The organism is Agromyces luteolus (assembly GCF_009729855.1).
Classification (GTDB): Bacteria; Actinomycetota; Actinomycetes; order Actinomycetales; family Microbacteriaceae; genus Agromyces; species Agromyces luteolus.
Genome location: NZ_WODA01000007.1, coordinates 149,711 through 172,412, shown reverse-complemented (window position 1 = coordinate 172,412; position 22,702 = coordinate 149,711). Strand labels below are relative to the sequence as shown.

The following is a 22,702-nucleotide window of genomic DNA, read 5'->3' as shown; positions in this document are numbered from 1 at the left end:
CCGACCCGGAACCTCCTCCCGTCGGCTCAGGCCATCGTGAGCGCGAGGCCCGGCTCGCGGAGGATCCGCCCGACGTCGGCGAGGAAGCGCGAGCCCTGCTCGCCGTCGACCAGGCGGTGGTCGAACGAGAGCGAGAGCGTCATGACGTCGCGGAGCGCGATCTCGCCGCGGTGCTCCCACGGGGTCCGGCGCACCGCGCCCATCGCGAGGATCGCCGCCTCCCCCGGGTTCAGGATCGGCGTGCCGGCGTCGATCCCGAAGACGCCGATGTTCGTGATCGAGATCGTGCCGCCCGTGAGGTCGGCCGGCGCGGTGCGCCCGGCGCGCGCCGTGTCGGCGAGCGAGGCGATCGCGTCGGCGAGTTCGATGAGCGTCATCCGCTCGGCGCCCTTGACGTTCGGCACGACGAGCCCGCGCTCGGTCGCCGCGGCGATGCCGAGGTTCACGTGGCCGAAGCGCACGATCTCCTGGGCCTCCTCGTCCCACCGCGAGTTCACCTCGGGCGTACGGGCCGCGGCGATGCAGAGCGCCTTGGCGACGACCGTGAGCGGGGTCACCTTGCGGCCCGCGTACGCGCGATCCGCGCGGATGCCGGCGAGCAGTTCCATCGTCGCGGTCACGTCGACCGTGAGGAACTCCGTGACGTGCGGCGCGGTGAAGGCGCTCCGGACCATCGCCGCCGCGGTGTGCTTGCGCACGCCCTTGATGGGGACGCGGGTCTCGGTGGACGCGGCCTCGCGGGCACCGTGCGTGGGCTGCGACACGGGTTGCTGCGGCGTGCTCGCGGTCGCGGATGCCGCGGCCTCGACGTCGGACCGCGTGATGAGCCCGCGTTCGCCCGTGCCGACGACCTGTTCGAGGTCGACCCCGAGGTCGCGCGCGAGCTTGCGCACGGGCGGCGTCGATCGCGGCCGCTCGCCGCGGCCGGTGCCGTCGCCGTTGCCGCGCGGATGCGTCGCCGTGTCGGGTTCGATGCGGTCGTGCTCGGGCGGTGCCGGGACGAGGTCGTCGCTGAGCGCGGCGCCGCCGAGCCGGCGCGGCCGCCGCTTCGGGCCGCGCTCGGCGCCCGCGCCGTAGCCGACGAGCGTGGGCTCGCGCGCCTCGGCGGGCTCGGCGGAGGCGGAAGCCGGTTCCTGCGCCTCCGCCGGGCCGGTCGCCGCCGACGTCGACGCCGCGGCCGCGGCATCCGTCTCGACAGGGGTCGCAGCCGCCGGCGCATCGCCCGGCCCGCCGGTGTCGCACGAGAACAGCTTCTCGCCGACGTTCACGGTCTCGCCCTCGGCCGCGTGCAGCGCGGTGACGGTGCCTTCGAACGGCGACGGCAGCTCGACGACGGCCTTGGCGGTCTCGACGTCGGCGATGATCTGGTTGAGCTCGACGTGATCGCCGACCTGGACGCGCCAGGCCACGATCTCCGACTCGGTGAGTCCCTCGCCGAGATCGGGCAGCGCGAAGTCGCGGATGGTGCTCACGCGTCCACCTCCGAGAGCGAGTTCGGCCGGCCGAGGGCGCGGTCGACGCCGTCGAGGATGCGGTCGAGGTCGGGCAGGTGGTACTGCTCGAGCTTCGCCGGCGGGTACGGGATGTCGTGCCCCGTCACGCGGACCGGCGCGGCCTCGAGGAAGTCGAAGCAGCGCTCGGTGATCGACGCGGCGATCTCGGCGCCGACGCCGCCCTGCTCGCCGGCCTCGTGCGCGACGACGAGCCGGCCCGTGCGGCGCACGGATGCCTCGATCGTCGCGTAGTCGACGGGCGCGAGCGAGCGCAGGTCGATGACCTCGATCGACACGTCGTCCTCCGCGGCGGCGGTCGCGGCATCCTTCGCGGTCTGCACGAGCGCCCCGTACGTGACGAGCGTGACGTCGTCGCCGGCCGCGACCGTCGTCGCGACGCCCATGGGTCGTGCGTCGGCCAGGTTCGCCTCGAGGTCGACCTCGCCCTTGACGTGGTACCGGCGCTTCGGTTCGAGGAAGACCACGGGGTCGTCGCTCGCGATCGCCTGCCGGATCATCACGTAGGCGTCGGCGGGGTTCGAGCACGCGATGACGCGCAGGCCCGCGGTGTGCGTGAAGTACGCCTCGGGCGACTCGGAGTGGTGCTCGGCGGCGCCGATGCCGCCGCCGAACGGGATGCGGATGACCATGGGCATGCGCACCGTTCCGCGCGAACGGTAGTGGAGCTTCGCGACCTGCGCGACGATCTGGTCGAACGCGGGGTAGACGAACCCGTCGAACTGGATCTCGACGACGGGGCGGAACCCGCGGTAAGCGAGCCCGACGGCCGTGCCGACGATGCCCGCCTCGGAGAGGGGCGTGTCGACCACGCGGTGCTCGCCGAACTCGGCCTTGAGGCCGTCGGTGATGCGGAACACGCCGCCGAGGGTGCCGATGTCCTCGCCCATCAGCACGACCGTGTCGTCGTCGGCGAGCGCACGGCGGAGCCCCTCGTTGATGGCCTTGCCGAAGGTGATGGTCGTCATCGGGCGCCCTCCGCGCTCTCGTCGAACATCGCCAGGTACCGCGCGTAGCGGTCGCGCTGGCGCTCGAGGTGGCTGTTCGGCTCGGCGTACACGTGGTCGAACACGCTCATGGGCTCCGGGTCGGGGATCGCGGTGATCCCGGCGCGCAGCTCGGCCGCGGCGCGGTCGGCGGCGGCCTTCGCGTCGGCGTCGACGGCCTCCATGTCGGCGCCGGATGCCGCGAGGAAGGCGTGCAACCGCGTGATCGGGTCGCGCTCGCGCCACTCGGCGAGGTCGTCGTCGGTGCGGTAGCGCTTCGGGTCGTCGGCCGTGGTGTGCGGGCCCATGCGGTAGGTGACGGCCTCGATGAACGCGGGGCCCTCGCCGCGGCGGGCGCGGTCGAGCGCCCAGCGGGTGACCGCGAGCACGGCGAGCACGTCGTTGCCGTCGACCCGGATGCCGGGCATGCCGAAGCCGTCGGCGCGGCGCGCGAGCGGCTGCTTCGACTGCAGGCCGACGGGCTCGGAGATCGCCCACCCGTTGTTCTGGCAGAAGAACACGACGGGCGCGTCGAAGCTCGAGGCGAACACGAGCGCCTCGTTGACGTCGCCCTCGCTCGTCGCGCCGTCGCCGAAGTACGCGATCGAGGCGGCGCTCGAGGCCTCCCACTTCGCGCCCATCGCCCAGCCGACGGCGTGCAGCGACTGCGCGCCGATGATGATGTTGGGGATCGCCATCCGCTTCTCGTACGGGTCCCACCCGGACGCCGCCGCGCCGCGCCAGACGCTCAGCAGCTCGTCGGGGCGGACACCGCGGAGCCATGCGATGGCGTGCTCGCGGTAGCTGGAGAACACGAAGTCGTCGTCGTGCAGGGCGCGCGCCGAGCCGATCTGCGCGGCCTCCTGTCCGGCGAGCGGGGGCCACAGGGCGAGCTCGCCCTGGCGCTGCAGGGCGGTGGCCTCGGCGTCGAGCCGGCGGACCACGACCATCTCGCGGTGCAGGTCGACCAGGGCATCGACGTCGACGTCGGCGACCCACGGATCGAACTCGGGGTTCGCGTGGCGACGGCCGGTCGCGTCGAGGAGTCGGACGAGGTCGTCGGGGCGGGTCAGCAGCCCGGTCGCCTCTCGGTCGGAAGGGGTCATCGTCGAACCTCCGTGTCGGCTCGGCCGCCTTGTGGGCAGCCTCGCACCGGCGCCGATGCCGGGTACTCGAAGGGTACGACGATCTGGCATTCGGCTCAAGCAACGATGATCGTGTTGAGCATGTTGCATGGTGACAGGCCGGATGTCGGTGCTAACGTGTGGCGGTATGACCGGCTACGACCCCGTCGACCGCGCACTGCTCAGGGCCCTCGCGGCCGATCCGCGGGCGACGGTCGTCGCTCTCGCCGAACGGCTGCGGATGAGCCGGAACACGGTCCAGGCGCGCATGGCGCGGCTCGAGGCATCCGGCGCCTTCCTCTCGTTCGAGCGGAGCATCGACCCGAGCCCGCTCGGCTACCCGCTCGAGGCGTTCGTCGCGGTGCACGCGCGGCAGAAGGTGCTCTCCGAGGTGGTCGCGGCGCTCGCCGAGATCCCCGAGGTGATCCAGGCGCACGGCCTCTCGGGGCAGATCGACCTGCTCGTGCGGGTCGTGTGCCGCGACGCGCACGACCTGTTCCGCATCGACGAGGAGATCCTCGCGATCGAGGGGGTCGAGCGCACCGAGACCTCGCTCGCGATGGGTGAGCTGATCCCCTACCGCGTGGGGCCGTTGCTCGACCGCTGACGCCTGCAAAGAAATCGCTGCAAAGAAACTCTTGCAAAGAGATCTTTGCAGAGATACCTTTGCATCATGGACGAGCAGACGAACGACGGCGAGCAGACGAACGACGGTGAGCGCACGAACGACCTCGAATCGTGGCCGAGCAGCACCCGGCACCCGGGCATCGACCACGTGCTCTCGTCCGAGAGCCTGAAGAGCCTGGCGCATCCGCTCAGGGTGCAGATCTACGACGAGCTCTCGACCTACGGCCCGTTCACGGCCAGCGGGCTCGCCGAGCGACTCGGCGAATCGAGCGGCGCGACGAGCTACCACCTCCGGCAGCTCGCCAAGGCCGGCCTCGTGCAGGAGGTCGAGGGTCGCGGCACGGGTCGCGAGCGCTGGTGGGAACGGCGGCCGGGCTCGATCGCGATCCCCGACGCGCGCAGCCTCCCACCGGGCAGCGCCGATCGGCTCGCGGTCAAGCTGGTCGAAGACGAGTGGTTCCGCTCGCGCGAGCAGAACTTCCGCGAGTTCCTGACCACGGGCGAGGAGGTGTTCGGCAGTGACTGGCTCGACATCGCGACCTCCGACACGATCAACCTCAAGCTCACGCCCGAGCAGCTGCACGGACTCGTGACCGACATCGACGTCGTGCTGAAGAAGTACATCGACGCCTACAAGAAGACGCCGTCGCCCGGGTCGCGTCCCGTGCAGATTCACATCAACGCCTTCCCCCTGGTTCGCGGGCAGGCGACCGACATCGACGGAGCGGAGGGATGATGAACACGCTCACCGTCTCCCCCGCGTCGGGCCGGCTCTCCGACCTGGCCGTGCGCACGGGCCTCGCGCTCGCGCGATGGGGTCGACGCCGCACCATCCGGCGCACCGATCGCGAGCGGATGCTTCGCGCCATCGCCGAGCGGTCGGCCGCGCGCGACGCGCACGCGGAGAACGCCCGCGCCCACTCGGCGGCACGCCTGACGCTCATGTGACCCGCACCCGAGCTGCGCCCGCGAATCGCTCGCACCGCTCGGGTTTGGATCGTCGCGCCTCACGTGTCAGGGTGTACTGCCCGAACACCCCCGCGAAGGAGCACCATGGCACGCCGACGTCCCCTGCAGCTCGACGGCCGGCTCGCCGTCGTCACCGGAGCCGGGAGCGGGATGGGCCGGGCTTCGGCCGAGCTGCTCGCCGGGCGAGGGTGCGCCCTGGCACTCGTCGACCGCGACGCGGCGGCGCTCGAGGGGCTCGCGAGCGCGCTGCGCGCCCGCGGCGCGTCCGCCAGCACCCACGTGATCGACCTCGCCGACCTCGGCGCGGTCGCCGCCCTCCCCGACGCGGTCGCCGCGGCCCACGATCGCGCCCCGAGCATCCTCCTCAACTGCGCGGGCGTCTCGATGCTCGGCAGCTTCGAGCAGGCGACGCTCGAGGAGTTCCGCTGGGTCGTCGACGTCAACCTGTGGGGCACGGTCGCGATGACGAAGGCCTTCCTCCCCGCCCTCATCGCGGCAGGCGACGCGCACGTCGCCAACGTGTCGAGCCTCTACGGTCTCGCCGCGCCGGCCGGCCGAGTGCCCTACGTCACGTCGAAGTTCGCCGTGCGGGGGTTCACCGACGCGCTCCGACACGAGCTCGAGGCGACGGATGTCTCGGTCTCGGCGATCTACCCCGGCGGCGTGCAGACCGGCATCATCCACCACGCCCGCGTCGCCGCCGCCGTCGCGCCGGGCGCCGCAGCCCGCGCCGCCGACGCGCAGGCGGCCCTGTACCGCACGACGCCGGCTCAGGCGGCCGAGCGGATCGTGGACGGCATCGTGCGGCGCCGCCCGCGCGTGTTCATCGGCCGCGACTCGCGACTCAGCGACCTCGTCACGCGCGTCGCACCCGTCGGGTACTGGAACGTCATGCGCGGCATCGTCGCGGCCGCGGCCGACACCCGCTCGTAGCCACCCGCGACCGAGGACCGGCGAGACGACGGATGCCCGCCCCGACGAATCGGGACGGGCATCCGGTGCCGGGATCGAGCGCTTACGCGTCGACGCCCTCGGCGGGAGCCTCGGCGTGCTCGCCGGTCGCGGCGCGGCCGTTGGTGTCGGCCTCCTCCGCGATGACGGGCGCGAGCGAGAGCTTGCCGCGGTCGTCGACCTTGGTGATCTCGACGAGGATCTTCTGGCCGACGCCGAGGACGTCCTCGACGTTCTCGACGCGCTTGCCGCCGGCGAGCTTGCGCACCTCGGAGATGTGCAGCAGGCCGTCCTTGCCGGGCAGCAGCGAGATGAAGGCGCCGAAGGCGGCGATCTTCACGACCGTGCCGAGGAACTGCTCGCCGACCTCGGGGTTGGTCGGGTTGGCGATCGCGTTCACCGCGGCACGGGCGGCCTCGGCCGTTGGGCCGTCGGTCGCGCCGATGTAGACGGTGCCGTCCTCCTCGATCGAGATCTCGGCGCCCGTGTCGTCCTGGATGCCGTTGATCGTCTTGCCCTTGGGGCCGATGAGCTCGCCGATCTTGTCGACCGGGATCTGCACGCTGATGACGCGCGGCGCGGTGGGCGCCATCTCGTCGGGGCCGTCGATGGCGGCGTTCAGCACCTGCAGGATCGTGGTGCGCGCCTCCTTCGCCTGGGTCAGCGCGCCCGCGAGCACCGAGGCGGGGATGCCGTCGAGCTTGGTGTCGAGCTGGATCGCCGTGACGAACTCCGACGTGCCGGCGACCTTGAAGTCCATGTCGCCGAGCGCGTCCTCCGCGCCGAGGATGTCGGTGAGCGCCGCGTAGCGGGTCTCACCGTCGACGGTGTCGGAGATGAGGCCCATCGCGATGCCCGCGACCGGCGCGCGCAGGGGCACGCCGGCGTTCAGGAGCGACAGCGTCGAGGCGCAGACCGAGCCCATCGAGGTCGAGCCGTTCGAGCCGAGCGCCTCGGAGACCTGGCGGATGGCATAGGGGAACTCCTCGCGCGTCGGCAGCACCGGCACGAGCGCACGCTCGGCGAGCGCGCCGTGGCCGATCTCGCGGCGCTTGGGCGAACCCACACGACCCGTCTCACCCGTCGAGTACGGCGGGAAGTTGTAGTTGTGCATGTAGCGCTTCTTGGTGACCGGGCTCAGCGAGTCGATCTGCTGCTCGAGCTTCAGCATGTTCAGCGTGGTGACGCCGAGGATCTGGGTCTCGCCGCGCTGGAAGATGGCGGAGCCGTGCACGCGCGGGATGACCTGGACCTCGGCGTCGAGCGGACGGATGTCGGCCAGGCCGCGGCCGTCGATGCGGACGCCCTCCGACAGCACGCGCGAGCGGACCACGAGCTTCGTGACCGACTTGTACGCGGCCGACACCTCGCCGTTGGCCGACTCGGGCAGCTCGCCCGCCTCGACCTTGGCGGCGACGGCCTCCTTGACGCGCGACTTGAGCGCGTCGTCGGCGTCCTGGCGCTCGACCTTGCCGGCGATCTGGTAGACGCCCTTGAGCTCGTCGTAGGCGAGCCCGGCGACGGCGTCGTAGGTCTCGCTCTGGTAGGGCGGGAACGTCGGGTAGTCGGCGGTGGGCTTCGCGGCGGTCGACGCGACCGACTGCTGCGCCTCGACGAGCTGCTTGATGAACGGCTTCGACGCCTCGATGCCCTGCGCGATCACGGTCTCGTCGGGCTTCACGGCACCGGCCTGGATGAGGTTCCACGCGTTGTCGGTGGCCTCCGCCTCGATCATCATGATCGCGACGTCCTGCGAGCCGTCGGCCTCGGTCACGACACGGCCGGCGACGACCATGCTGAAGACCGCGTCCTCGAGCTGCGAGTGCTTCGGGAACGCCACCCACTGGCCGTCGATGAGGGCCACGCGCACGCCGCCGACCGGGCCCGAGAAGGGCAGGCCGGACAGCTGCGTCGAGAGCGACGCCGCGTTGATGGCGAGCACGTCGTAGAGCTCGTCGGGCTCGATCGCCAGGACGGTCACGACGACCTGGACCTCGTTGCGCAGGCCCTCGACGAACGAGGGGCGCAGCGGACGGTCGATGAGGCGGCAGGTGAGGATCGCCTCGGTCGAGGGGCGGCCCTCGCGGCGGAAGAACGAGCCGGGGATGCGCCCCGCGGCGTACATGCGCTCCTCGACGTCGATCGTGAGCGGGAAGAAGTCGAAGTGCTCCTTCGGCTGCTTCGACACCGAGGTCGCCGAGAGCAGCATGGTCTCGTCGTCGATGTACGCGGCGGCCGAGCCCTGCGCCTGCTGCGCGAGGCGACCGGTCTCGAACCGGATGATGCGGGTGCCGAAGCGACCGTTGTCGATGGTCGTCTCGGCGAACGTGATTTCAGGACCTTCCAAGAGGTCTCTCTCCTTTGTTTCGGCTCGCACGCCCGTGTGGCGCGCGAGGTGAACACGGAGCAGGGAACAGGCAGATCTCAGCGCGTCGATGACCCGCCAGCGCTGGCCACCAGTAGAAGTCCACCAAGCTCTCGCTTGGTAAGCCACCACAGGGGACCAGCTTCCTGCCGGCCTGCTCCGGAGCGCCCGACAGCGGGCGCGAGCTCATGTTGATTTGAGCGGATGCCGCTCGGGCATCCTCGCCGAGCCTACCAGCCCGGCGTGTCGCGACCTAGCGGCGGCGGGTGCGGTGCCGGCGAGCGGATGCCGCGCCGCCGGCCGGTCACGCCCGCATTCCGCGCCGCGCGCGCTCGTCGGTGCGGCCCGGGATCTGCACCAGCTCGTCGTGCTTGGCGACGCGTCCGTCGCCCGCCGTGCGGCCGAGGAGCCGTCGTCCGGCCCACGGCACCGCGTGCCGGACCAGCCATTCGGCGTTCGGCAGCGGCGGCGCGTCGGGTTCGTCCGCATCTCCGTGGAGCACGGCGTCGAGCCCGGCGAGGGCCGCGGCATCCGGCACCCCCAGGACGTCGGCCGCCGCGTACGCGAGCGCGCGGTGCCCAGAGGAGTTGAGGTGCACGCGATCCTCCGCCCACATGCCGCGCGCCGTGAGCCCGCTGTGCGTCGAGGCGTCGAGGACCATGGCGCCGGCGTCATCGGCCCGTGCGACGAGCCGCTCGGCGAAGCGCTCGAACGACCCCCGCACCGACCCGAGCCGTGCGTGAGCCGGGAGGAACGGCGTCACCAGGAGCACGTCGCACCCGGACGCACGGAGCCCGTCGACGGCGTCGCCGACGCGATCGGCGAGCACGTCGGCGCGAGCGCCGACCCGGACCAGGTCGTTGCCCCCGATCAGCACGGTGACGAGGTCGGCCCCGAGCTCGACGGCGCGGGGCAGCTGGGATTCGACGGCGTCGACGACGCGCCGGCTCCGGACGGCGAGGTTCGCGTAGCCGATGCCGTCGCCCGACTGCGCGAGCAGCATCGCGAGCCGGTCCGCCCAGCCGCGGTACCCCCCCGCGGCCATGCGCGACGAGTCGCAGAGGCCCTCGGTGACGGAGTCGCCGACGGCCACGAACCGCCGCCAGGTCGGGCGGGAACGGGGCGCATCCGCCTCGCGCCGGGGCATCCGCTCGTCGCCGTCGGGTTCGCCCGACCCGTCCGCGCCGGCGGCGAGCGTCGCCGCCGTCGACGGCCGGATCCGCTCGACCACCGACGACGCGATGCCGACGTGGGGGCCCGAGCGTCCGACCCGGTGGAGCTCCCGCGCGTGCTCGTAGTGGCCGAGCAGCTCGTCGCCGAGCGCCGACCAGCTCCGGCCCGCGACGCCCTCGCGGGCGGCGCGACCGAACGCGCGGCGCTTCGCGTCGTCGCCGGCGAGGTCGCGCACGCGAGCCGCTAGCTCGTCGAGGTCGCCGGGCCGGTAGAGCCATCCGTCGCGGCTGGAGGTCACGAGGTCGAGCGGGCCGCCGCGGCCCGTGGCGACGACCGGCACCCCGCTCGCGAGCGCCTCCTGGACGGTCTGGCAGAACGTCTCGCTCTCACCCGGGTGGACGAACACGTCGAGGCTCGCCATCGCCTCGGCGAGCGCGTCGCCGCCGAGGAAGCCCGTGAACGCGGCATCCGGGAGCATCGCCTCGAGCATCGGCCGCGCGGGTCCGTCGCCGATCACGACCAGGCGGACGCCCTCGACCGCGGACAGCGCGCGGAGGTCCTCGACCTGCTTCTCGGGCGCGAGCCGGCCGACGTAGCCGACGAGCACCTCGTCGTCGGCCGCGTGGCGGCGTCGCCACTCGGGTGAGCGCCGCTCCGGTCGGAAGCGATCGGTGTCGACGCCGCGGGCCCAGCGCCGGAGGCGCTCCACGCCGTACCCCTCGAGTTGCGAGATCGCCGCGGAGGAGGGCGCGAGCGTGAGCGTGGCGCGCCGGTGCAGGCGGCCGACGTGGTTCGCGAGCATCGGGGCGGCCCCCGGCAGCCGGTAGCGCTCGGCATAGGCCGGGACATCCGTCTGGTAGACCGCGACGCTCGGCACGCCGATGCGCTCGGCGGCCACCACGCCCTGCCAGCCGAGCACGAACGGCGAGGCGAGGTGGAGGACGTCGGGCGCGAACTCGGCCAGCGTGCCGGCGAGGCGGCGGGCGCCCGCGAAGGTCACGCGGACCTCGGGGTAGCCGGGCATCGGCACGGAGCGGAGGAACTCCGCGCGAGCGCCGTGCAGCCCGTGTTCGACGGGGCCGGACCGGGGGGCGAGGACGAGCGCCTCGTGACCCTGCCGCTCGAGGTGCCCGAGCACCTGCAGCAGGGAGTGCGTGACGCCGTTCATGTGCGGGAGGAACGACTCGGCGAGCAGTGCGACTCTCACGCGGCCAGCATGGGGCGGGCTGCGCGCGCGACGCGAACCGAGACGCCGTCGTCCGCCGAGGGTTCACCGAGGCGACGGATGCCGTTCGCGCACCGGTCGCGAACGGGTCAACCCCTCGCGGCGCCGGGCGCACCGGCGCATGATGGGATCCGGGCGCATGCTCCGATGCGCCCGGGATCGTTCGAGGAGGAACGCCATGTCATCGGTCGCACGAGTCACCACCATCACCGCCTTCTCCGAGACGAGCTTCGAGGACGCCGTCGCGGTCGGCATCGCCCGCTCCGTCGAGACGCTCCGCGGCGTGAAGGGCGCGTGGGTGAAGGAGCAGAAGGTCAAGGTCGAGGGCGGCAGCGTCGTCGAGTGGTCGGTCACGCTCGAGGTCACGTTCGTGCTCGACGACTGACCGGGAGCGGACACCGCTGCGGGCCGGGGCGGACGGCAGGTGCCGTCCGCCCCGGCCCGCGGCGTGCGCGGCGGTCAGGGCGCGCTGAAGGTGCCCTTCAGCGTCGCCTGCCGTTCACCCGATGCGGCTAGACACGCCGGTGTGGACAGCGAGTGGATCGTCGCGGTGGCGGGGTCGGCGTGGCTGTTCCCCGTGCTGTTCGCGCTCGTCGTGGGCGACGCGTTCCTCGTCGTGCTGCCGAGCGAGACGGCCGTCGTGGCGCTCGGCGCGATCGCCGGCGCGACCGGGAACCCGGCGCTTCCCCTCGTCATCGCCACCGCGGCCGTCGGCGCACTCGTCGGCGACCTCGCGTGCTACGCGATCGGGCGCTGGGTCGGCGTCGATCGCTGGGCCTGGCAGCGGCGACCGCGCGTCGCGGCGGCGATCGACAGGGTCCGCGCGACGGTCGAGCGTCGCACGGCGGTCCTCGTCTTCACCGCGCGGTACATCCCGTTCGCACGCATCGCCGTGAACCTCGCGGCGGGCGCCGCGCGGATCCCGCTGGCGCGCTACGCGCCGCTCGCGGCGGCCGCCGGCATCGGCTGGGCGCTCTACAACGTCGCGGTCGGCGGGCTCGTCGGCGCCGCGCTCGGCGACCGGCCGCTGCTCGCGATCGCCGTGTCGGTCGCGGTGGCGATCACGCTCGGGCTCGCGGTCGATGCGTCGATCCGGTTGGTCTCCGCCCGCCGTCGCGAGTGAGTGCGGCAGACGCGGCGAAGCGGATGCCGCGTCCGGATCACCTCCGGTCGCGGCATCCGCTCGCGTGGAACCCTGCCGCCTACTCCCCCGCCAGGCCGCCCAGCAGGTGGCCCATCGGGCGGTCGAGCGCGAACGGGTCGCTCACCATCTCGCTGCGGTCGGTCCGCTCGACGAGGTCGGCGAACTCGGTCGCGCCGCGGAAGATGCGGTCGGGCAGCGACCGGACGCCGTCGCCGCCACCGCCCCAGTCGCCCGTCGCGGCGAAGACGCCGGTCGTGACCGGGATGGCGTGCAGGTACGTGAACAGCGGCCGGATCGCGTAGTCGATCGCGAGCGAGTGGCGCGGGGTGCCGCCCGTGGCGCCGATGAGCACCGGGAGGTCGGTCAGCGCCTGCGGGTCGATCACGTCGATGAACGACTTGAACAGTCCCGCGTAGCTCGTCGTGAAGATCGGCGTGACGACGATGAGGCCGTCGGCCGAGGCGACCGCGTCGAGCGCCTCCTCGAGCTTCGGCGGCGCGAAGCCCATGAGCAGGTGGTTGGTGATGTCGTGCGCGAGGTCGCGCAGCTCGAACACCTGCGCCTCGACCTCGACGCCTCGCTCCCGCAGCAGCCCGGCGCTGTCGGCGAGGAGCCGGTCGGCGAGCTGGCGGCTCGAACTCGGCGTGGAGAGGCCCGCGGAGATGACGACGATCCGCCTGGTGGTCATCGCGCACCTGCCGTCCGGGTCGCGGCCGGGCCGAACGCCGAGCCGGTCGAGGTGACCGCGGCCGGAGCCGGGCCGTCCTGGTAGGGCGAGCCGAGCGTGAGGTTGTCGCCGCGGTTCGCGTTCGGGGTCGCCTGGCGCGGCGCGTCATCCCCGTACTTCGCCTGCACGAGCGAGGCGTGCGTGGGCGCCTCGGGCACGTCGGCCGGACGGTCCTTCGCGAACTCGCGACGGAGCACCGGTACGACCTCCTCCCCGAGCAGATCGAGCTGCTCGAGCACGGTCTTCAGCGGCAGGCCGGCGTGGTCGATGAGCCACAGCTGCCGCTGGTAGTCCCCCACGTAGTCGCGGAACCCGAGGGTGCGGTCGATGACCTCCTGCGGGCTGCCGACGGTGAGCGGCGTCTGCTGCGTGAACTCCTCCATGCTCGGGCCGTGGCCGTAGACGGGGGCGTTGTCGAAGAACGGGCGGAACTCGTTCACGGCGTCCTGCGAGTTCTTCCGCATGAACACCTGGCCGCCGAGGCCGACGATCGCCTGTGCGGCGGTGCCGTGGCCGTGGTGCTCGTAGCGCTGGCGGTACAGCGCGATCATGCGCTGCGTGTGCGATGCCGGCCAGAAGATGTGGTTCGCGAAGAAGCCGTCGCCGTAGAACGCGGCCTGCTCGGCGACCTCGGGGGTGCGGATCGACCCGTGCCAGACGAACGGCGGCACGCCGTCGAGCGGGCGCGGCGTCGAGGTGAAGCCCTGCAGCGGCGTGCGGAACTTCCCCTCCCAGTCCACGACGTCCTCGCGCCAGAGGCGGTGCAGGAGCTCGTAGCTCTCGATCGCGATGGGCAGGCCCTGGCGGATGTCCTTGCCGAACCACGGGTAGACCGGGCCGGTGTTGCCGCGACCCAGCATGAGGTCGGCGCGGCCGCCGGAGACGTGCTGGAGCATCGCGTAGTCCTCGGCGAGCTTCACGGGGTCGTTCGTGGTGATGAGCGTGGTCGCGGTGGAGAGCTGCAGGGTGCTCGTCCGCCCCGCGATGTACGCGAGCGTCGTGGTGGGCGAGGACGACCAGAACGGCGGGTTGTGGTGCTCGCCGAGCGCGAAGACGTCGAGGCCGACCTCCTCCGCGTGCGTGGCGATGGCCAGCGTCGCCTGGATCCGCTCGGCCTCGCTCGGGGTGCGGCCGGTCGTGGGGTCCTGCGTGATGTCGCTGACGGTGAAGATTCCGAACTGCATGTCGCCCTCCTGGGCTCCTTCTCTCGTTCCATGCTTTTGCATGCAATTGACCAGAACGGATGACTCCGCGAAAGTATTCCCGGCCTCAGCCCGCCAGGTCCAGCACCGATCGCGCCGCCTCGGCGAGGGCGATCCCGTACCCGCGGCCGTGCCCGGCCGCATGCACGGCGAGCGGGTGGAGCCGGTGCAGCGGGAGGCGCTCGCGCCACCCGTCCCGGAGCGGCGCGGCGCGGTCGTACGCCGTCAGGATCTCCTCGAGGAACGGGCACCCGAAGAGCTCGAGCATCGCCAGGTCGGTCTCCCGATGGCCGCCGTGCGCCGCCGGGTCGATGAGGACCGCGCCGTCGTCCGACCAGAGGACGTTCCCCGTCCACAGGTCGCCGTGGAGGCGCGCGGGCGGCTCGTCGTCGTCGAAGCCGCCGGCGGAGACGACGTTGCACGCGCGCGCCACGAGCGCGGCCTCGGCCGGCGTGAGGTTCCCCGCCTCGACGGCGATGGGCACGAACGGCAGCACCCGGTCGCGCGCGTAGAAGACGCCCCAGGATGCCTCGCCGGCGGCGGGCATCGGCCGGCGCCCGATGAACAGGGGCCCGTGCCATCCGTCGGGCCGCGCGCCGAATGCGGCGGCGCCCGCGGCGTGCGTCCGCGCGAGGGCGGACCCGAACGCCTCGGCTGATCCGCGAGTCGGGCGGACCTCGTCGATGCGCTCGAGCTCGATCCGGCCGGGCCCGACGGCCGACACGCCCGCGACACGCGCGCCGCCCGCCGCGGCGAGCCACGCGAGCCCCGCCGCCTCGGCCTCGAAGAATCCGTCGGGCGCGTCGTCCCGTCGCTTGACGATCGTCTGCACCGACCCATCCTGACGTACGAGCGCGGGGCCCGCCGCTCACGCGACGGGCCCCGCTGGTGGATCGGACGAGACTTACTCGGTCTCGGTCGGGCCGTGGTGGTGGTCGTGGTCGTGACCGCCCACGAGGTCGGGGTCGAGGCCGCCGGCGTTGCCGCCGATCGTGCCCTCGGGTCCGGCCGGCGCGGGCAGCTTGAGGCCGCCGGGCACGTTCACGCCAGCGACGCCGTTGACCGACTCGGTCGAGTACGAGTACGCGAGCACCGCCAGGGCGATCGCGTCGACGTTCACGTCGAGCGCGTGCTCGTTGACGTTGTCGATCGTGTCGCACGCCTGGTGGTAGCACGGGTCGTACGACGCACCCGCAGTGCCGCCCCAGATGGACGCCTGCTCCTCGGTCTTGACGACCTCCGCGCCGGTGAAGAGACCGCCGGCGGGGATTCCGACGCGGATGAAGGCGTCGTAGTCGCTGCGACCGCTGAACTGCGCGTCGTCGTACGGCTCGCCGACCGAGGTGTAGTAGCTCTCGAAGAGCTTCTCGATCTCGATCGACCCGTCGGGGATCGGCACGCCCACCGGAGCGGTCCAGCCGGACTCGTCGCCGTCGTACACCATGAAGATGTAGTTCGGCGAGGCCACCATGTCGAAGTTCAGGTACAGCGCGATGCGGTCCTGCTCCTCCTGGCTGAGCTCGGCGACGTACTCCTCGGAACCGATCAGGCCGGACTCCTCGGCGCCCCACCACGCGAGGCGGATGGTGTTCTGCGGCTTGAGCTTCCCGAGGTTCTCCGCGAGCTCGATCAGCGCGGCGGAACCGCTGCCGTTGTCGTTGATGCCGGGGCCTGCCTGCACCGAGTCGAGGTGCGCACCGGCCATCACGACGTTGTCGTCGTTCACGCCCTTCTTCTCGGCGATGACGTTCTTCTGCGGACGCTCCTCCGGCGCCGGCACGAAGATGTTCGCGGTCGAGCCCGCCTGCGAGAGGGCCACGCCCTGCTCGTAGCTCGCGCCCACGACGGGGATCCCCACGACGTTCGATCCGCCGAGCGTGCCGACGATGAGGCCGTTGCGCGCGTCGGTCGTGTCGTTGCCCTGGTTGAAGATGATCACGGCCTCCGCGCCAGCGGCCTCCGCGTTCAGCGCCTTGGCCGCGAACGGGCAGGTTCCGCGCTGGATGAGCGCGATGTCGGCCGGACCGGAGAAGTCGAGGCCGGCGAAGTCGGCCGCCTCGCAGCCGCTCGTGCTCGTGTTGCCGAGGCCGAGCTGCAGGTCGACCGGGATGGTCGTGCCCGTCACGTCGCCCGCGCCGCTGCCCGTGTAGGGACCGGTCTCGTACACGGCGGAGATCGGCGTCAGCTGCGTCAGCGTCGACGGCCCGACGTAGGTGTACGGGAACTCGTCGATCGAGACGTCCCAGCCGGCGGCCTCGAGCGTCTCGACCACGTAGTCGACGCTCGCCTCGTAGCCGCTCGTGCCGGCGGCGCGGTTGTCGTCATTGGCATCCGCGATGGCCTGCAGCGCCGCGAGGTGCTCCATTGCACCGTCGGCGTCGACGCACTGCAGCAGCTTGGCGATCGTGTTGTTGTTCTGGTTGGCACAGGAGTTGCCCCCGGGCGCACCCATTGCGGCACCCGCCGGCACCAGGGCCAGCGCCGCGACCGTCGTCGCGCTGGTCGCGAGCACGGCGGCGCGGCGGGAAAGCCTCGTAGTTCGATACATCGTCTCTCCTTGTCGGAGGGCGCCCTCGGCGGCGCCCTCCCGGCGAGACTACGTGGAGCGTATCCCCCGGTAACAGTCTTGACTTCGGCTGCGCCGCCGACTATCACGCGCGAAGATTCGTCACGGCCCGTCGACGGATGCCTCGCCGCGGTCGCCCGCGATCGCCTCGAGTCCGCTCAGGTCGACGTCGACGCGGAACGGGCGGGCGGACCCCTCGATGGCCGCCGGAACCCTGACGTACGCGCCGCGCGCGGTCCGCAGCGCATCCAGCCCATCGCGCCAGCGCGCATCCGCCGCGTCGCCGAGGAACCCCGCGTGCCGCGGCCGGTCGCCGCCGACGAGCTGCACGCCGATGCGGTACCTCGGGGAGAGCCAGCGGCGCGCACGAGGAACGAGGATCGCGGGCTGCGACGCTCCCCCGTGGAGGCGGGCGAGGTCGATGGCGGGCTGGTGCCGGTGGACGTCGACGACCGGCACGACGCTGCGCACCTCGGCCGCGACCGGCGCCGCGTCGACGACCTCGATCCCGTCGAGGCTCGCGAGGTCGCCCATCGGGTCGGGATTGCGCATGCGTCGCTCGCGGACGAACGCGACCACGCCCCACGCCGCAGTCAGCGCGATCGCGACGAGGAGTGCCACCAGCCACCCCCCGCTGTCGGGGCGGACGAGACCGGTCAGCAGGAGGAGCGCCACCAGGACGAGATACGGAAGCGGCTCCCACCGGAGCGGGGAGACGAAGCGGGGCGCGGACACCACGACAGGCTACCCGGCGGATCCGACCGGGCGCGTCGGGCCACGAGCGGCCTCAGCGGAGCGCGGGCAGGCGCGCCCCGATCTCCTCGAGCACCGCCTCGCTGCCGGCGTACAGCCCGTGCTCTCGCGGGCGGTGCGCGACGACGTCGGTGAACCCGAGGTCGCGGGCCCGGCCGACGGCGTCCTCGAATGCCGCGACGCTCGCCATCGAGTACCGGGTGTCGCCGTCGAGCGAGAGCACGCGGTCGAACTCGTCGGGCGCTCGCTCCTCGGCCGCGAGGGCGTCGTCGAGGCGTGCGACCAGGTCGGCGAGGTGGGCCCACCACGCGGCATCCGTCGCGAGGTCGCCGCCGCCGGTGGTGACCCAGCCCGAGCCGTAGCGCGCGGCGAGCCGCATCGCGCGGGGGCCGTTCGCGGCCATGAGGAACGGCATCCGCGGCTCCTGCGCCGGCTCGCCGACCATGCGCGCGGAGACCGCCGAGAAGCGGTCGCCCGAGTACGAGATGCCCTCGCCGGAGCCGCGCTCGAATCGCAGCAGCACGTCGAGCGCCTCGGTGAACTCGCGGAACCGCTCGTACCGCTCGCGCGCGGAGAGCTCGGACTGCCCGAGCACGTAGGCGTCGAACCCGGTGCCGCCCGAGCCGAGCCCGAGGATCAGGCGTCCGCCCGAGACCTGGTCGAGCGTGGCGACGTCCTTCGCGAACGGAACCGGGTGGCGGTAGTTGGGGCTCGCGACGAACGTGCCGAGCCGGATCCGCTCGGTGACCATGGCCGCGGCCGTGAGCGTCGGGACCGTCGCGTGCCACCGCTCGCCCGCGAGCCCGCGCCACGAGAGGTGGTCGTACGTCCACGCGTGGTCGAACCCGAGCTGCTCGGCCTGACGCCATCGCCGTGCCGCCTCCGGCCAGTCGTACTGCGGGAGGATGACGAGGCCGAATCGCATGGCCCGAGCCTACGCCGAGGTGGAGACCGGAAGCGGCTCGGGAACGGCTTCGGATACCGCGTCCCGCGGTGCGCGCTCGAGCTTGACGAGCACGATCCCGCCGAGGATCAGGACGCCGCCGAGGACCTGCAGCGGTCCGAGCGCCTCGCCGAGGAGGATCCACCCGACGACGCCCGCGAAGATCACCTCGGACAGCCCGAGGAAGGAGGAGACGCGCGACCCCAGCAGGCGGATGGCGGCGATGCCCGCCGAGTACGCGAACGCCGTCGAGACGGCCCCGACGGTGAGGAGCGGGACCCACCACGGCGCGGTCCCGCCGAGGAAGTCGACGTCGACGAGGGCCGCCTCCATGGGCATGAGGCCGAGCAGCCCGGCGACGCCGAGGGCGATCGCGCCGACGACGAATCCGGCCGCGATGAGCGCGACGGGCGGCAGGTGCTCGGTGGCCCGCTCGCCGATCGCGTAGTAGACGCAGACACCGATCATGGCGACGGCGGCGAACGCGAGGCCGATCGGGTCGAGGTCGCCGCCGCCGGGGCCGATCACGAGCCAGAGCCCGGCCAGCGCGAGCGCGGAGCCGCCGAGGACGATGAGCTGGGGCATCCGCCTGGTGGTCGCCCATGCGAAGAGGACGAGCGCGATCGGCGCGAGGTACTCGATGAGGAGCGTCATGGAGACGGGGATGCGCTCGAGCGACGCGTAGAACGCGAACTGCACGCCCGCGACGGCGACGACGCCGTAGAGCAGCACGGTCCAGCGGGCGCGCCAGAGCGGCCGGAGGTCGAATCGGAGCGCGATCAGCGCCGGGACGACGAGGATCGCGGCCGCGATCGAGATGCGCGCGAGCACCGCCGCACCCGGCGACCAGCCCGCCTCGAGCAGGGGCTTGACGAACACGCCGCCGACGCCGAATGCCAGCCCGGCAGCGAGCCCGAGCGCGATGCCGACGATCCCCCGTGATGCACGCACGGCCGCCCTCCTCCACAGTCCGCACGCCGTCGGCCCCTGTGAGGACCGAACGTCGTTATGCTCGTGACAGTAGCCGAGCGGATGTCAGGAGTCAAATGATTTTCACCGATGACACGGTCGCGGCGCTCGGGTTCATGGCCGCCGTCGCCGACACGGTGCCCGGCGCGTCCGAATCCGGCGAGGACGAACTCGCCACGACCGGACAGCTGGCGGGCCTCCTCGACCACTGGGGCTTCTCCGGTCGACGCGACGGCGACGAGCGCGAACTCGGCGAGGTCCGCGCCGTTCGCGGTCGCCTGCGCGAGATCTGGACGCTCGAGCGCGACCCCATGGCGAGCGCCGTCAACGCGATCCTGGAGGAGTCGCACGCGATCCCCCGACTCGTGCGGCACGACGAGCTCGATTGGCACATCCACGCCGTCTCGCAGGAACGCCCGCTCGCCGAGCGCATGCTCGTCGAGGCCGCGATGGCGCTCGTCGACGTCATCCGCGCCGACGGGATCGGCCGGCTCGCGCGGTGCCAGGCCGACGACTGCACGGGCGTGTTCGTCGACCTCTCGAAGAACGCGTCGAAGCGGTACTGCAGCACGCGCTGCGGCAACCGGATGGCGACCCGGGCGTACCGGGCGCGGAGCGCCGACTGACGGGTGCCGCCGCCTCCCGGCATCCGGTGCGCCACCGGCCTCAGTGCACGACGGCCATCTCGTGCGGCGTGGTGTTCAGCCGACGACCCCCGTCCTCCGTGACGGTGACGATGTCCTCGATCCTCACGCCGAAGCGGCCCGGCAGGTAGACCCCCGGCTCGATCGAGAAGCACATGCCGGGCTCGAGCGGCGTCTCCTCGCCCTCGACCATGTAGGGCGGCTCGTGGGTGGTGAGCCCGATGCCGTGCCCGACGCGGTGGATGAAGTACTCGCCGTACCCGGCCTCCGTGATCACCGCACGGGCGACGCGGTCGATCTCCTGGCACGGCGCGCCGGGGCGGACGGCCTCGAAGCCCGCCTGCTGGGCGCGGACGACGAGGTCGTGCACCGCGCGCTCCTCGTCGGTCGGCTCGCCGACGTGGACCGTGCGGGTCGTGTCGGAGCCGTAGCCGTGCTTCAGGCCGCCGAAGTCGAGCACGACCATGTCGCCGTCCTCGATGACGCGGTCCCCCTGCTCGTGGTGCGGGTTCGCGCCGTTCGGACCCGAGCCGACGACCGTGAAGTCGACCTGCGAGTGGCCGTGGGCGATGAGCCCGGCGGCGAGGTCGGCGGCGACCTCCGCCTCGGTGCGACCGGCGAAGCCGGCGCCGAGGATCTCGTCGTACGTGGCGTCGGCGGCCGCGGCTGCGGCGGCGAGCCGTCCGAGCTCGTCGGCGTCCTTCACGGCGCGGAGCATGGGCAGTCCGGTCGTCATCGACACGTACGAGGTGCCCGCGAGGAGCTGCTGCAGGCCGAGCAGGTGCATGGCCCAGGCGGAGTCGGACATCGCGTACCGCCCGGGTGCGAGCAGCGGCGCGGCCGCGGCGTACGGATCGTCGCCGTCCATCCAGTCGACGAGGCGGAGGATCGGCGCGGCTGCGGCACGTTCGGCGTCGGGTCGTTCGAGCTTCGGCACGACGAGCGACGGGTCGCCCTCCGCCGGGATCACGAGCATCGTGAGGCGCTCGGTGATCGCCACCGGGAGGTAGCCCGTCAGGTAGCGGAGGTCGGGCCCCGGCGTCACGACGAGCCCGGCGAGGCCAGCGTCGGCGGCCGACCGTGCGGCGCGGCGCATGCGCGCGGCGAAGTCGTCGGCGGTGAAGGCGGCGGGCGTCGGTTCGGTCATCGCGGTCCTCCTCGTGCGGCCGCGGGCAGCCCTGCGCGCGGCCGATCGGAGGCTAGCGGCGGTGCGTCCGCGCGGTCGGGCCTTCCGGCCCTTGCGACCGGCGGGCGAGGCGTGCGCGTCGCCGGGTCCCGATCGGATGCCGCGGCGTCCGCTGCACGCATTCGGCACGCACGACGAAGGCCCCCGGCCGGCTCGTGGTGAGCGGGGCGGGGGCCTTCGCAAGAAGTTCGCGGTGTCATCGAGAGCCGCGCGGCCGCCGTGCGGCGGCGAGTGCGCTCAGCGACGCAGACCGAGACGCTCGATCAGCGAGCGGTAGCGGTTGATGTCGACGTCGGCGAGGTAGCCGAGCAGACGACGGCGCTGACCCACGAGGAGCAGCAGGCCACGACGCGAGTGGTGGTCGTGCTTGTGCTCCTTGAGGTGCTCGGTGAGGTCCTTGATCCGCTTGGTGAGGATCGCGATCTGGACCTCGGGGGATCCAGTGTCACCGGGGTGAGTCGCGTACTCTTCGATGATCGCCTTCTTGATGTCTGCATCCAGTGCCATAGATGGGATCCCTTCTTCTCGTTGCGCGCTGCCCGGGGCCTGATGCCTGGGCTCTCTTGATGCGCGGCCGATTCACGGCAACCTCAAGAGTCTAGCAGAGCGGATGCCGCGGGGCGGACGCCGGGCGACCCCGGACGGGAGCCCCTCTGCGGCGCATCCTCAGGCGTAGGCTCATGGCGACGGGATGTTCGAGCATGGCCACCGAGGACGAACGCGCGGCGCTCGAGGCGCGGGTCTACTCCCGCGCCGGGGCTGCCGATCCGCGTGTCGAGCGCGTCGATCCCCTGACCGGGCGGTCGGTGCTGGTCACCGAGAGCGAGTGGCGCCTGCTCGAGCTCGACCGGCGCGGCTCCGGGGCGGAGACCACCCCCGACCGGCGCGATGACGCCGGCACGGGCGACCACCCGGGCTCGCGCGACCACCCGGGCTCGCGCGACCACCCGGGCTCGCGCGACGACCCGGTGGGAGCACGCGCGGGTGCGCACCACCGCCGCGCGGGCGGTATCGCTGCGGGGATCCTCGTGGCGGTCGCGGCGATCGCGTTCGCGGTCGGGCCGACGCTCGGTGATCGGGGCGATGGATCGCAGTCACCTGCGAACCGACCCTCCGTGACCGTCAGCGTGGTCCCCGCCGCGCCACCCGCCGGCGGTGCGATCGCCGGCACGGCCGACCGGGATCGGACCCCCGGCACGATGGCCGCGTTCCGCGATCCGGAACTCGTCCCGGACGTGCGGGACGGTTGGGTCGAGGCGGCCTATCCCTTCGCGCGGTCCGCGATGATCCTCGGCCCCGACGGTCCGATCGCCGGTCTGGCCGTGTATGCGGTCGCGACGCCGGATCGGGTCGGCTGCCTCGTCGCCCGCATGGGGACCGCGGGAATGGCGTCGAAGTGCGCGACGCTCGACGTGCTCGCCACGGAGGGCCTGGCACTGCGGACGCGGATCCCGGTCGGGCTCGTCGCCGACGGCGTGCTCGCCGACGGGATCGCCGCGGAGGCCGCGGACACCGACCTCCTCGTCGCCGAATGGCATGCCGACGGCACCTTCCAGGTGGCCCGCGTACCCGATTGAGCGGATCGCCGGCGGCGGCCGCCGCAGCAGTGACTGGAATACCGGGGATGCCGGCGCGGT

Annotated in this window: 22 protein-coding genes; 8 read left to right on the top strand and 14 right to left on the bottom strand. The window is 72.7% G+C overall.

From position 1 onward, the window contains the following. Positions 1–26 precede the first annotated feature (26 nt). Genes GLX25_RS05630 through pdhA form a run of 3 tightly spaced genes read right to left on the bottom strand, consistent with a single transcriptional unit; the run spans position 27 to position 3,603 of the window. Positions 27–1,472, bottom strand: coding sequence for a 2-oxo acid dehydrogenase subunit E2 (locus GLX25_RS05630; RefSeq protein WP_166548482.1), 1,446 nt, complete (start codon positions 1,470–1,472; stop codon positions 27–29). After that, the gene (locus tag GLX25_RS05625; protein WP_155841316.1) at positions 1,469–2,479 is read right to left on the bottom strand and encodes an alpha-ketoacid dehydrogenase subunit beta; all 1,011 of its coding nucleotides are present in this window, start codon (positions 2,477–2,479) and stop codon (positions 1,469–1,471) included. The genes GLX25_RS05630 and GLX25_RS05625 overlap by 4 nt, the downstream gene beginning before the upstream one ends. Continuing rightward, a complete protein-coding gene (gene pdhA / locus GLX25_RS05620) occupies positions 2,476–3,603 on the bottom strand; it encodes a pyruvate dehydrogenase (acetyl-transferring) E1 component subunit alpha (protein ID WP_155841315.1) in 1,128 nt (375 codons plus the stop codon). The genes GLX25_RS05625 and pdhA overlap by 4 nt, the downstream gene beginning before the upstream one ends. A gap of 166 nt (positions 3,604–3,769) precedes the next feature. Between pdhA and GLX25_RS05615 the strand changes: the two genes are divergently transcribed. From GLX25_RS05615 to GLX25_RS05600, 4 genes are all read left to right on the top strand, one after another. Then, positions 3,770–4,228 carry an Lrp/AsnC family transcriptional regulator gene (locus GLX25_RS05615; RefSeq protein ID WP_155841314.1) on the top strand — a complete coding sequence of 153 codons (459 nt, stop codon included), beginning with the start codon at positions 3,770–3,772 and terminating at the stop codon, positions 4,226–4,228. A 66-nt stretch (positions 4,229–4,294) separates the two neighbouring features. Beyond that, positions 4,295–4,984, top strand: a complete 690-nt coding sequence (locus tag GLX25_RS05610) for an ArsR/SmtB family transcription factor (RefSeq protein ID WP_155841313.1) — start codon at positions 4,295–4,297, stop codon at positions 4,982–4,984. Continuing rightward, a complete protein-coding gene (locus GLX25_RS05605) occupies positions 4,981–5,196 on the top strand; it encodes a hypothetical protein (RefSeq protein WP_155841312.1) in 216 nt (71 codons plus the stop codon). The genes GLX25_RS05610 and GLX25_RS05605 overlap by 4 nt, the downstream gene beginning before the upstream one ends. Positions 5,197–5,301: 105 nt before the next feature. Further along, a complete protein-coding gene (locus GLX25_RS05600) occupies positions 5,302–6,150 on the top strand; it encodes an SDR family NAD(P)-dependent oxidoreductase (RefSeq protein WP_155841311.1) in 849 nt (282 codons plus the stop codon). Positions 6,151–6,232: 82 nt separating this feature from the next. Here the strand turns inward: GLX25_RS05600 and GLX25_RS05595 are convergent, their stop codons facing one another. Both GLX25_RS05595 and GLX25_RS05590 read right to left on the bottom strand, forming a co-directional pair. After that, entirely contained in the window at positions 6,233–8,515 is a 2,283-nt protein-coding gene (locus tag GLX25_RS05595) for a polyribonucleotide nucleotidyltransferase (RefSeq protein ID WP_155841310.1), read from the bottom strand. 322 nt (positions 8,516–8,837) lie between these two features. Then, positions 8,838–10,913 carry a glycosyltransferase gene (locus GLX25_RS05590; protein ID WP_166548481.1) on the bottom strand — a complete coding sequence of 692 codons (2,076 nt, stop codon included), beginning with the start codon at positions 10,911–10,913 and terminating at the stop codon, positions 8,838–8,840. A 196-nt stretch (positions 10,914–11,109) separates the two neighbouring features. Here GLX25_RS05590 and GLX25_RS05585 point away from each other — a divergent pair, with 196 nt between their 5' ends. Both GLX25_RS05585 and GLX25_RS05580 read left to right on the top strand, forming a co-directional pair. Continuing rightward, entirely contained in the window at positions 11,110–11,316 is a 207-nt protein-coding gene (locus tag GLX25_RS05585; protein WP_155051744.1) for a dodecin family protein, read from the top strand. 141 nt (positions 11,317–11,457) lie between these two features. Continuing rightward, positions 11,458–12,054, top strand: a complete 597-nt coding sequence (locus tag GLX25_RS05580) for a DedA family protein (protein WP_166548480.1) — start codon at positions 11,458–11,460, stop codon at positions 12,052–12,054. Between the two features lie 79 nt (positions 12,055–12,133). Here the strand turns inward: GLX25_RS05580 and GLX25_RS05575 are convergent, their stop codons facing one another. The 7 genes from GLX25_RS05575 to GLX25_RS05545 form a co-directional block, all read right to left on the bottom strand. Beyond that, positions 12,134–12,763, bottom strand: a complete 630-nt coding sequence (locus GLX25_RS05575; RefSeq protein ID WP_155841309.1) for a CE1759 family FMN reductase — start codon at positions 12,761–12,763, stop codon at positions 12,134–12,136. Beyond that, positions 12,760–13,986 carry an LLM class flavin-dependent oxidoreductase gene (locus GLX25_RS05570; protein WP_205719834.1) on the bottom strand — a complete coding sequence of 409 codons (1,227 nt, stop codon included), beginning with the start codon at positions 13,984–13,986 and terminating at the stop codon, positions 12,760–12,762. Before GLX25_RS05570 ends, GLX25_RS05575 begins: the two co-directional genes overlap by 4 nt. A gap of 85 nt (positions 13,987–14,071) precedes the next feature. Beyond that, complete coding sequence (locus GLX25_RS05565; protein WP_166548479.1) at positions 14,072–14,836, bottom strand: fructosamine kinase family protein; 765 nt, start codon at positions 14,834–14,836, stop codon at positions 14,072–14,074. A 72-nt stretch (positions 14,837–14,908) separates the two neighbouring features. Then, the gene (locus tag GLX25_RS05560) at positions 14,909–16,552 is read right to left on the bottom strand and encodes a M28 family metallopeptidase (RefSeq protein ID WP_155841307.1); all 1,644 of its coding nucleotides are present in this window, start codon (positions 16,550–16,552) and stop codon (positions 14,909–14,911) included. Between the two features lie 120 nt (positions 16,553–16,672). Then, a complete protein-coding gene (locus GLX25_RS05555) occupies positions 16,673–17,305 on the bottom strand; it encodes a hypothetical protein (RefSeq protein ID WP_155841306.1) in 633 nt (210 codons plus the stop codon). 52 nt (positions 17,306–17,357) lie between these two features. Continuing rightward, positions 17,358–18,248: an LLM class flavin-dependent oxidoreductase gene (locus GLX25_RS05550; protein WP_155841305.1), complete on the bottom strand. Its 891-nt coding sequence runs from the start codon at positions 18,246–18,248 to the stop codon at positions 17,358–17,360. A gap of 9 nt (positions 18,249–18,257) precedes the next feature. Next, on the bottom strand, positions 18,258–19,217 hold the full coding sequence (locus tag GLX25_RS05545) for an EamA family transporter (protein ID WP_166548478.1): 960 nt from the start codon (positions 19,215–19,217) through the stop codon (positions 18,258–18,260). A gap of 95 nt (positions 19,218–19,312) precedes the next feature. Here GLX25_RS05545 and GLX25_RS05540 point away from each other — a divergent pair, with 95 nt between their 5' ends. Continuing rightward, positions 19,313–19,861: a CGNR zinc finger domain-containing protein gene (locus GLX25_RS05540; RefSeq protein ID WP_155841303.1), complete on the top strand. Its 549-nt coding sequence runs from the start codon at positions 19,313–19,315 to the stop codon at positions 19,859–19,861. Between the two features lie 40 nt (positions 19,862–19,901). Here the strand turns inward: GLX25_RS05540 and GLX25_RS05535 are convergent, their stop codons facing one another. Together GLX25_RS05535 and rpsO are read right to left on the bottom strand one after the other, a co-directional pair. Continuing rightward, entirely contained in the window at positions 19,902–21,026 is a 1,125-nt protein-coding gene (locus tag GLX25_RS05535; protein ID WP_155841302.1) for a M24 family metallopeptidase, read from the bottom strand. 276 nt (positions 21,027–21,302) lie between these two features. Next, a complete protein-coding gene (rpsO, locus tag GLX25_RS05530) occupies positions 21,303–21,572 on the bottom strand; it encodes a 30S ribosomal protein S15 (protein ID WP_127793104.1) in 270 nt (89 codons plus the stop codon). 194 nt (positions 21,573–21,766) lie between these two features. On the opposite strand from rpsO, the gene GLX25_RS05525 reads away from it, so the two are divergent. Then, positions 21,767–22,642, top strand: coding sequence for a hypothetical protein (locus GLX25_RS05525; protein WP_155841301.1), 876 nt, complete (start codon positions 21,767–21,769; stop codon positions 22,640–22,642). Positions 22,643–22,702 lie beyond the last annotated feature (60 nt).

Bases quoted from the DNA above. Each gene is read 5' to 3' on its own strand.
- GLX25_RS05625 (WP_155841316.1), bottom strand. From the start codon at position 2,479: ATGACGACCATCACCTTCGGCAAGGCCATCAACGAGGGGCTCCGCCGT.
- pdhA (WP_155841315.1), bottom strand. From the start codon at position 3,603: ATGACCCCTTCCGACCGAGAGGCGACCGGGCTGCTGACCCGCCCCGAC.
- GLX25_RS05615 (WP_155841314.1), top strand. From the start codon at position 3,770: ATGACCGGCTACGACCCCGTCGACCGCGCACTGCTCAGGGCCCTCGCG.
- GLX25_RS05610 (WP_155841313.1), top strand. From the start codon at position 4,295: ATGGACGAGCAGACGAACGACGGCGAGCAGACGAACGACGGTGAGCGC.
- GLX25_RS05605 (WP_155841312.1), top strand. From the start codon at position 4,981: ATGATGAACACGCTCACCGTCTCCCCCGCGTCGGGCCGGCTCTCCGAC.
- GLX25_RS05600 (WP_155841311.1), top strand. From the start codon at position 5,302: ATGGCACGCCGACGTCCCCTGCAGCTCGACGGCCGGCTCGCCGTCGTC.
- GLX25_RS05585 (WP_155051744.1), top strand. From the start codon at position 11,110: ATGTCATCGGTCGCACGAGTCACCACCATCACCGCCTTCTCCGAGACG.
- GLX25_RS05575 (WP_155841309.1), bottom strand. From the start codon at position 12,763: ATGACCACCAGGCGGATCGTCGTCATCTCCGCGGGCCTCTCCACGCCG.
- GLX25_RS05570 (WP_205719834.1), bottom strand. From the start codon at position 13,986: ATGCAGTTCGGAATCTTCACCGTCAGCGACATCACGCAGGACCCCACG.
- GLX25_RS05560 (WP_155841307.1), bottom strand. From the start codon at position 16,552: ATGTATCGAACTACGAGGCTTTCCCGCCGCGCCGCCGTGCTCGCGACC.
- GLX25_RS05550 (WP_155841305.1), bottom strand. From the start codon at position 18,248: ATGCGATTCGGCCTCGTCATCCTCCCGCAGTACGACTGGCCGGAGGCG.
- GLX25_RS05540 (WP_155841303.1), top strand. From the start codon at position 19,313: ATGATTTTCACCGATGACACGGTCGCGGCGCTCGGGTTCATGGCCGCC.
- GLX25_RS05535 (WP_155841302.1), bottom strand. From the start codon at position 21,026: ATGACCGAACCGACGCCCGCCGCCTTCACCGCCGACGACTTCGCCGCG.
- rpsO (WP_127793104.1), bottom strand. From the start codon at position 21,572: ATGGCACTGGATGCAGACATCAAGAAGGCGATCATCGAAGAGTACGCG.
- GLX25_RS05525 (WP_155841301.1), top strand. From the start codon at position 21,767: ATGGCCACCGAGGACGAACGCGCGGCGCTCGAGGCGCGGGTCTACTCC.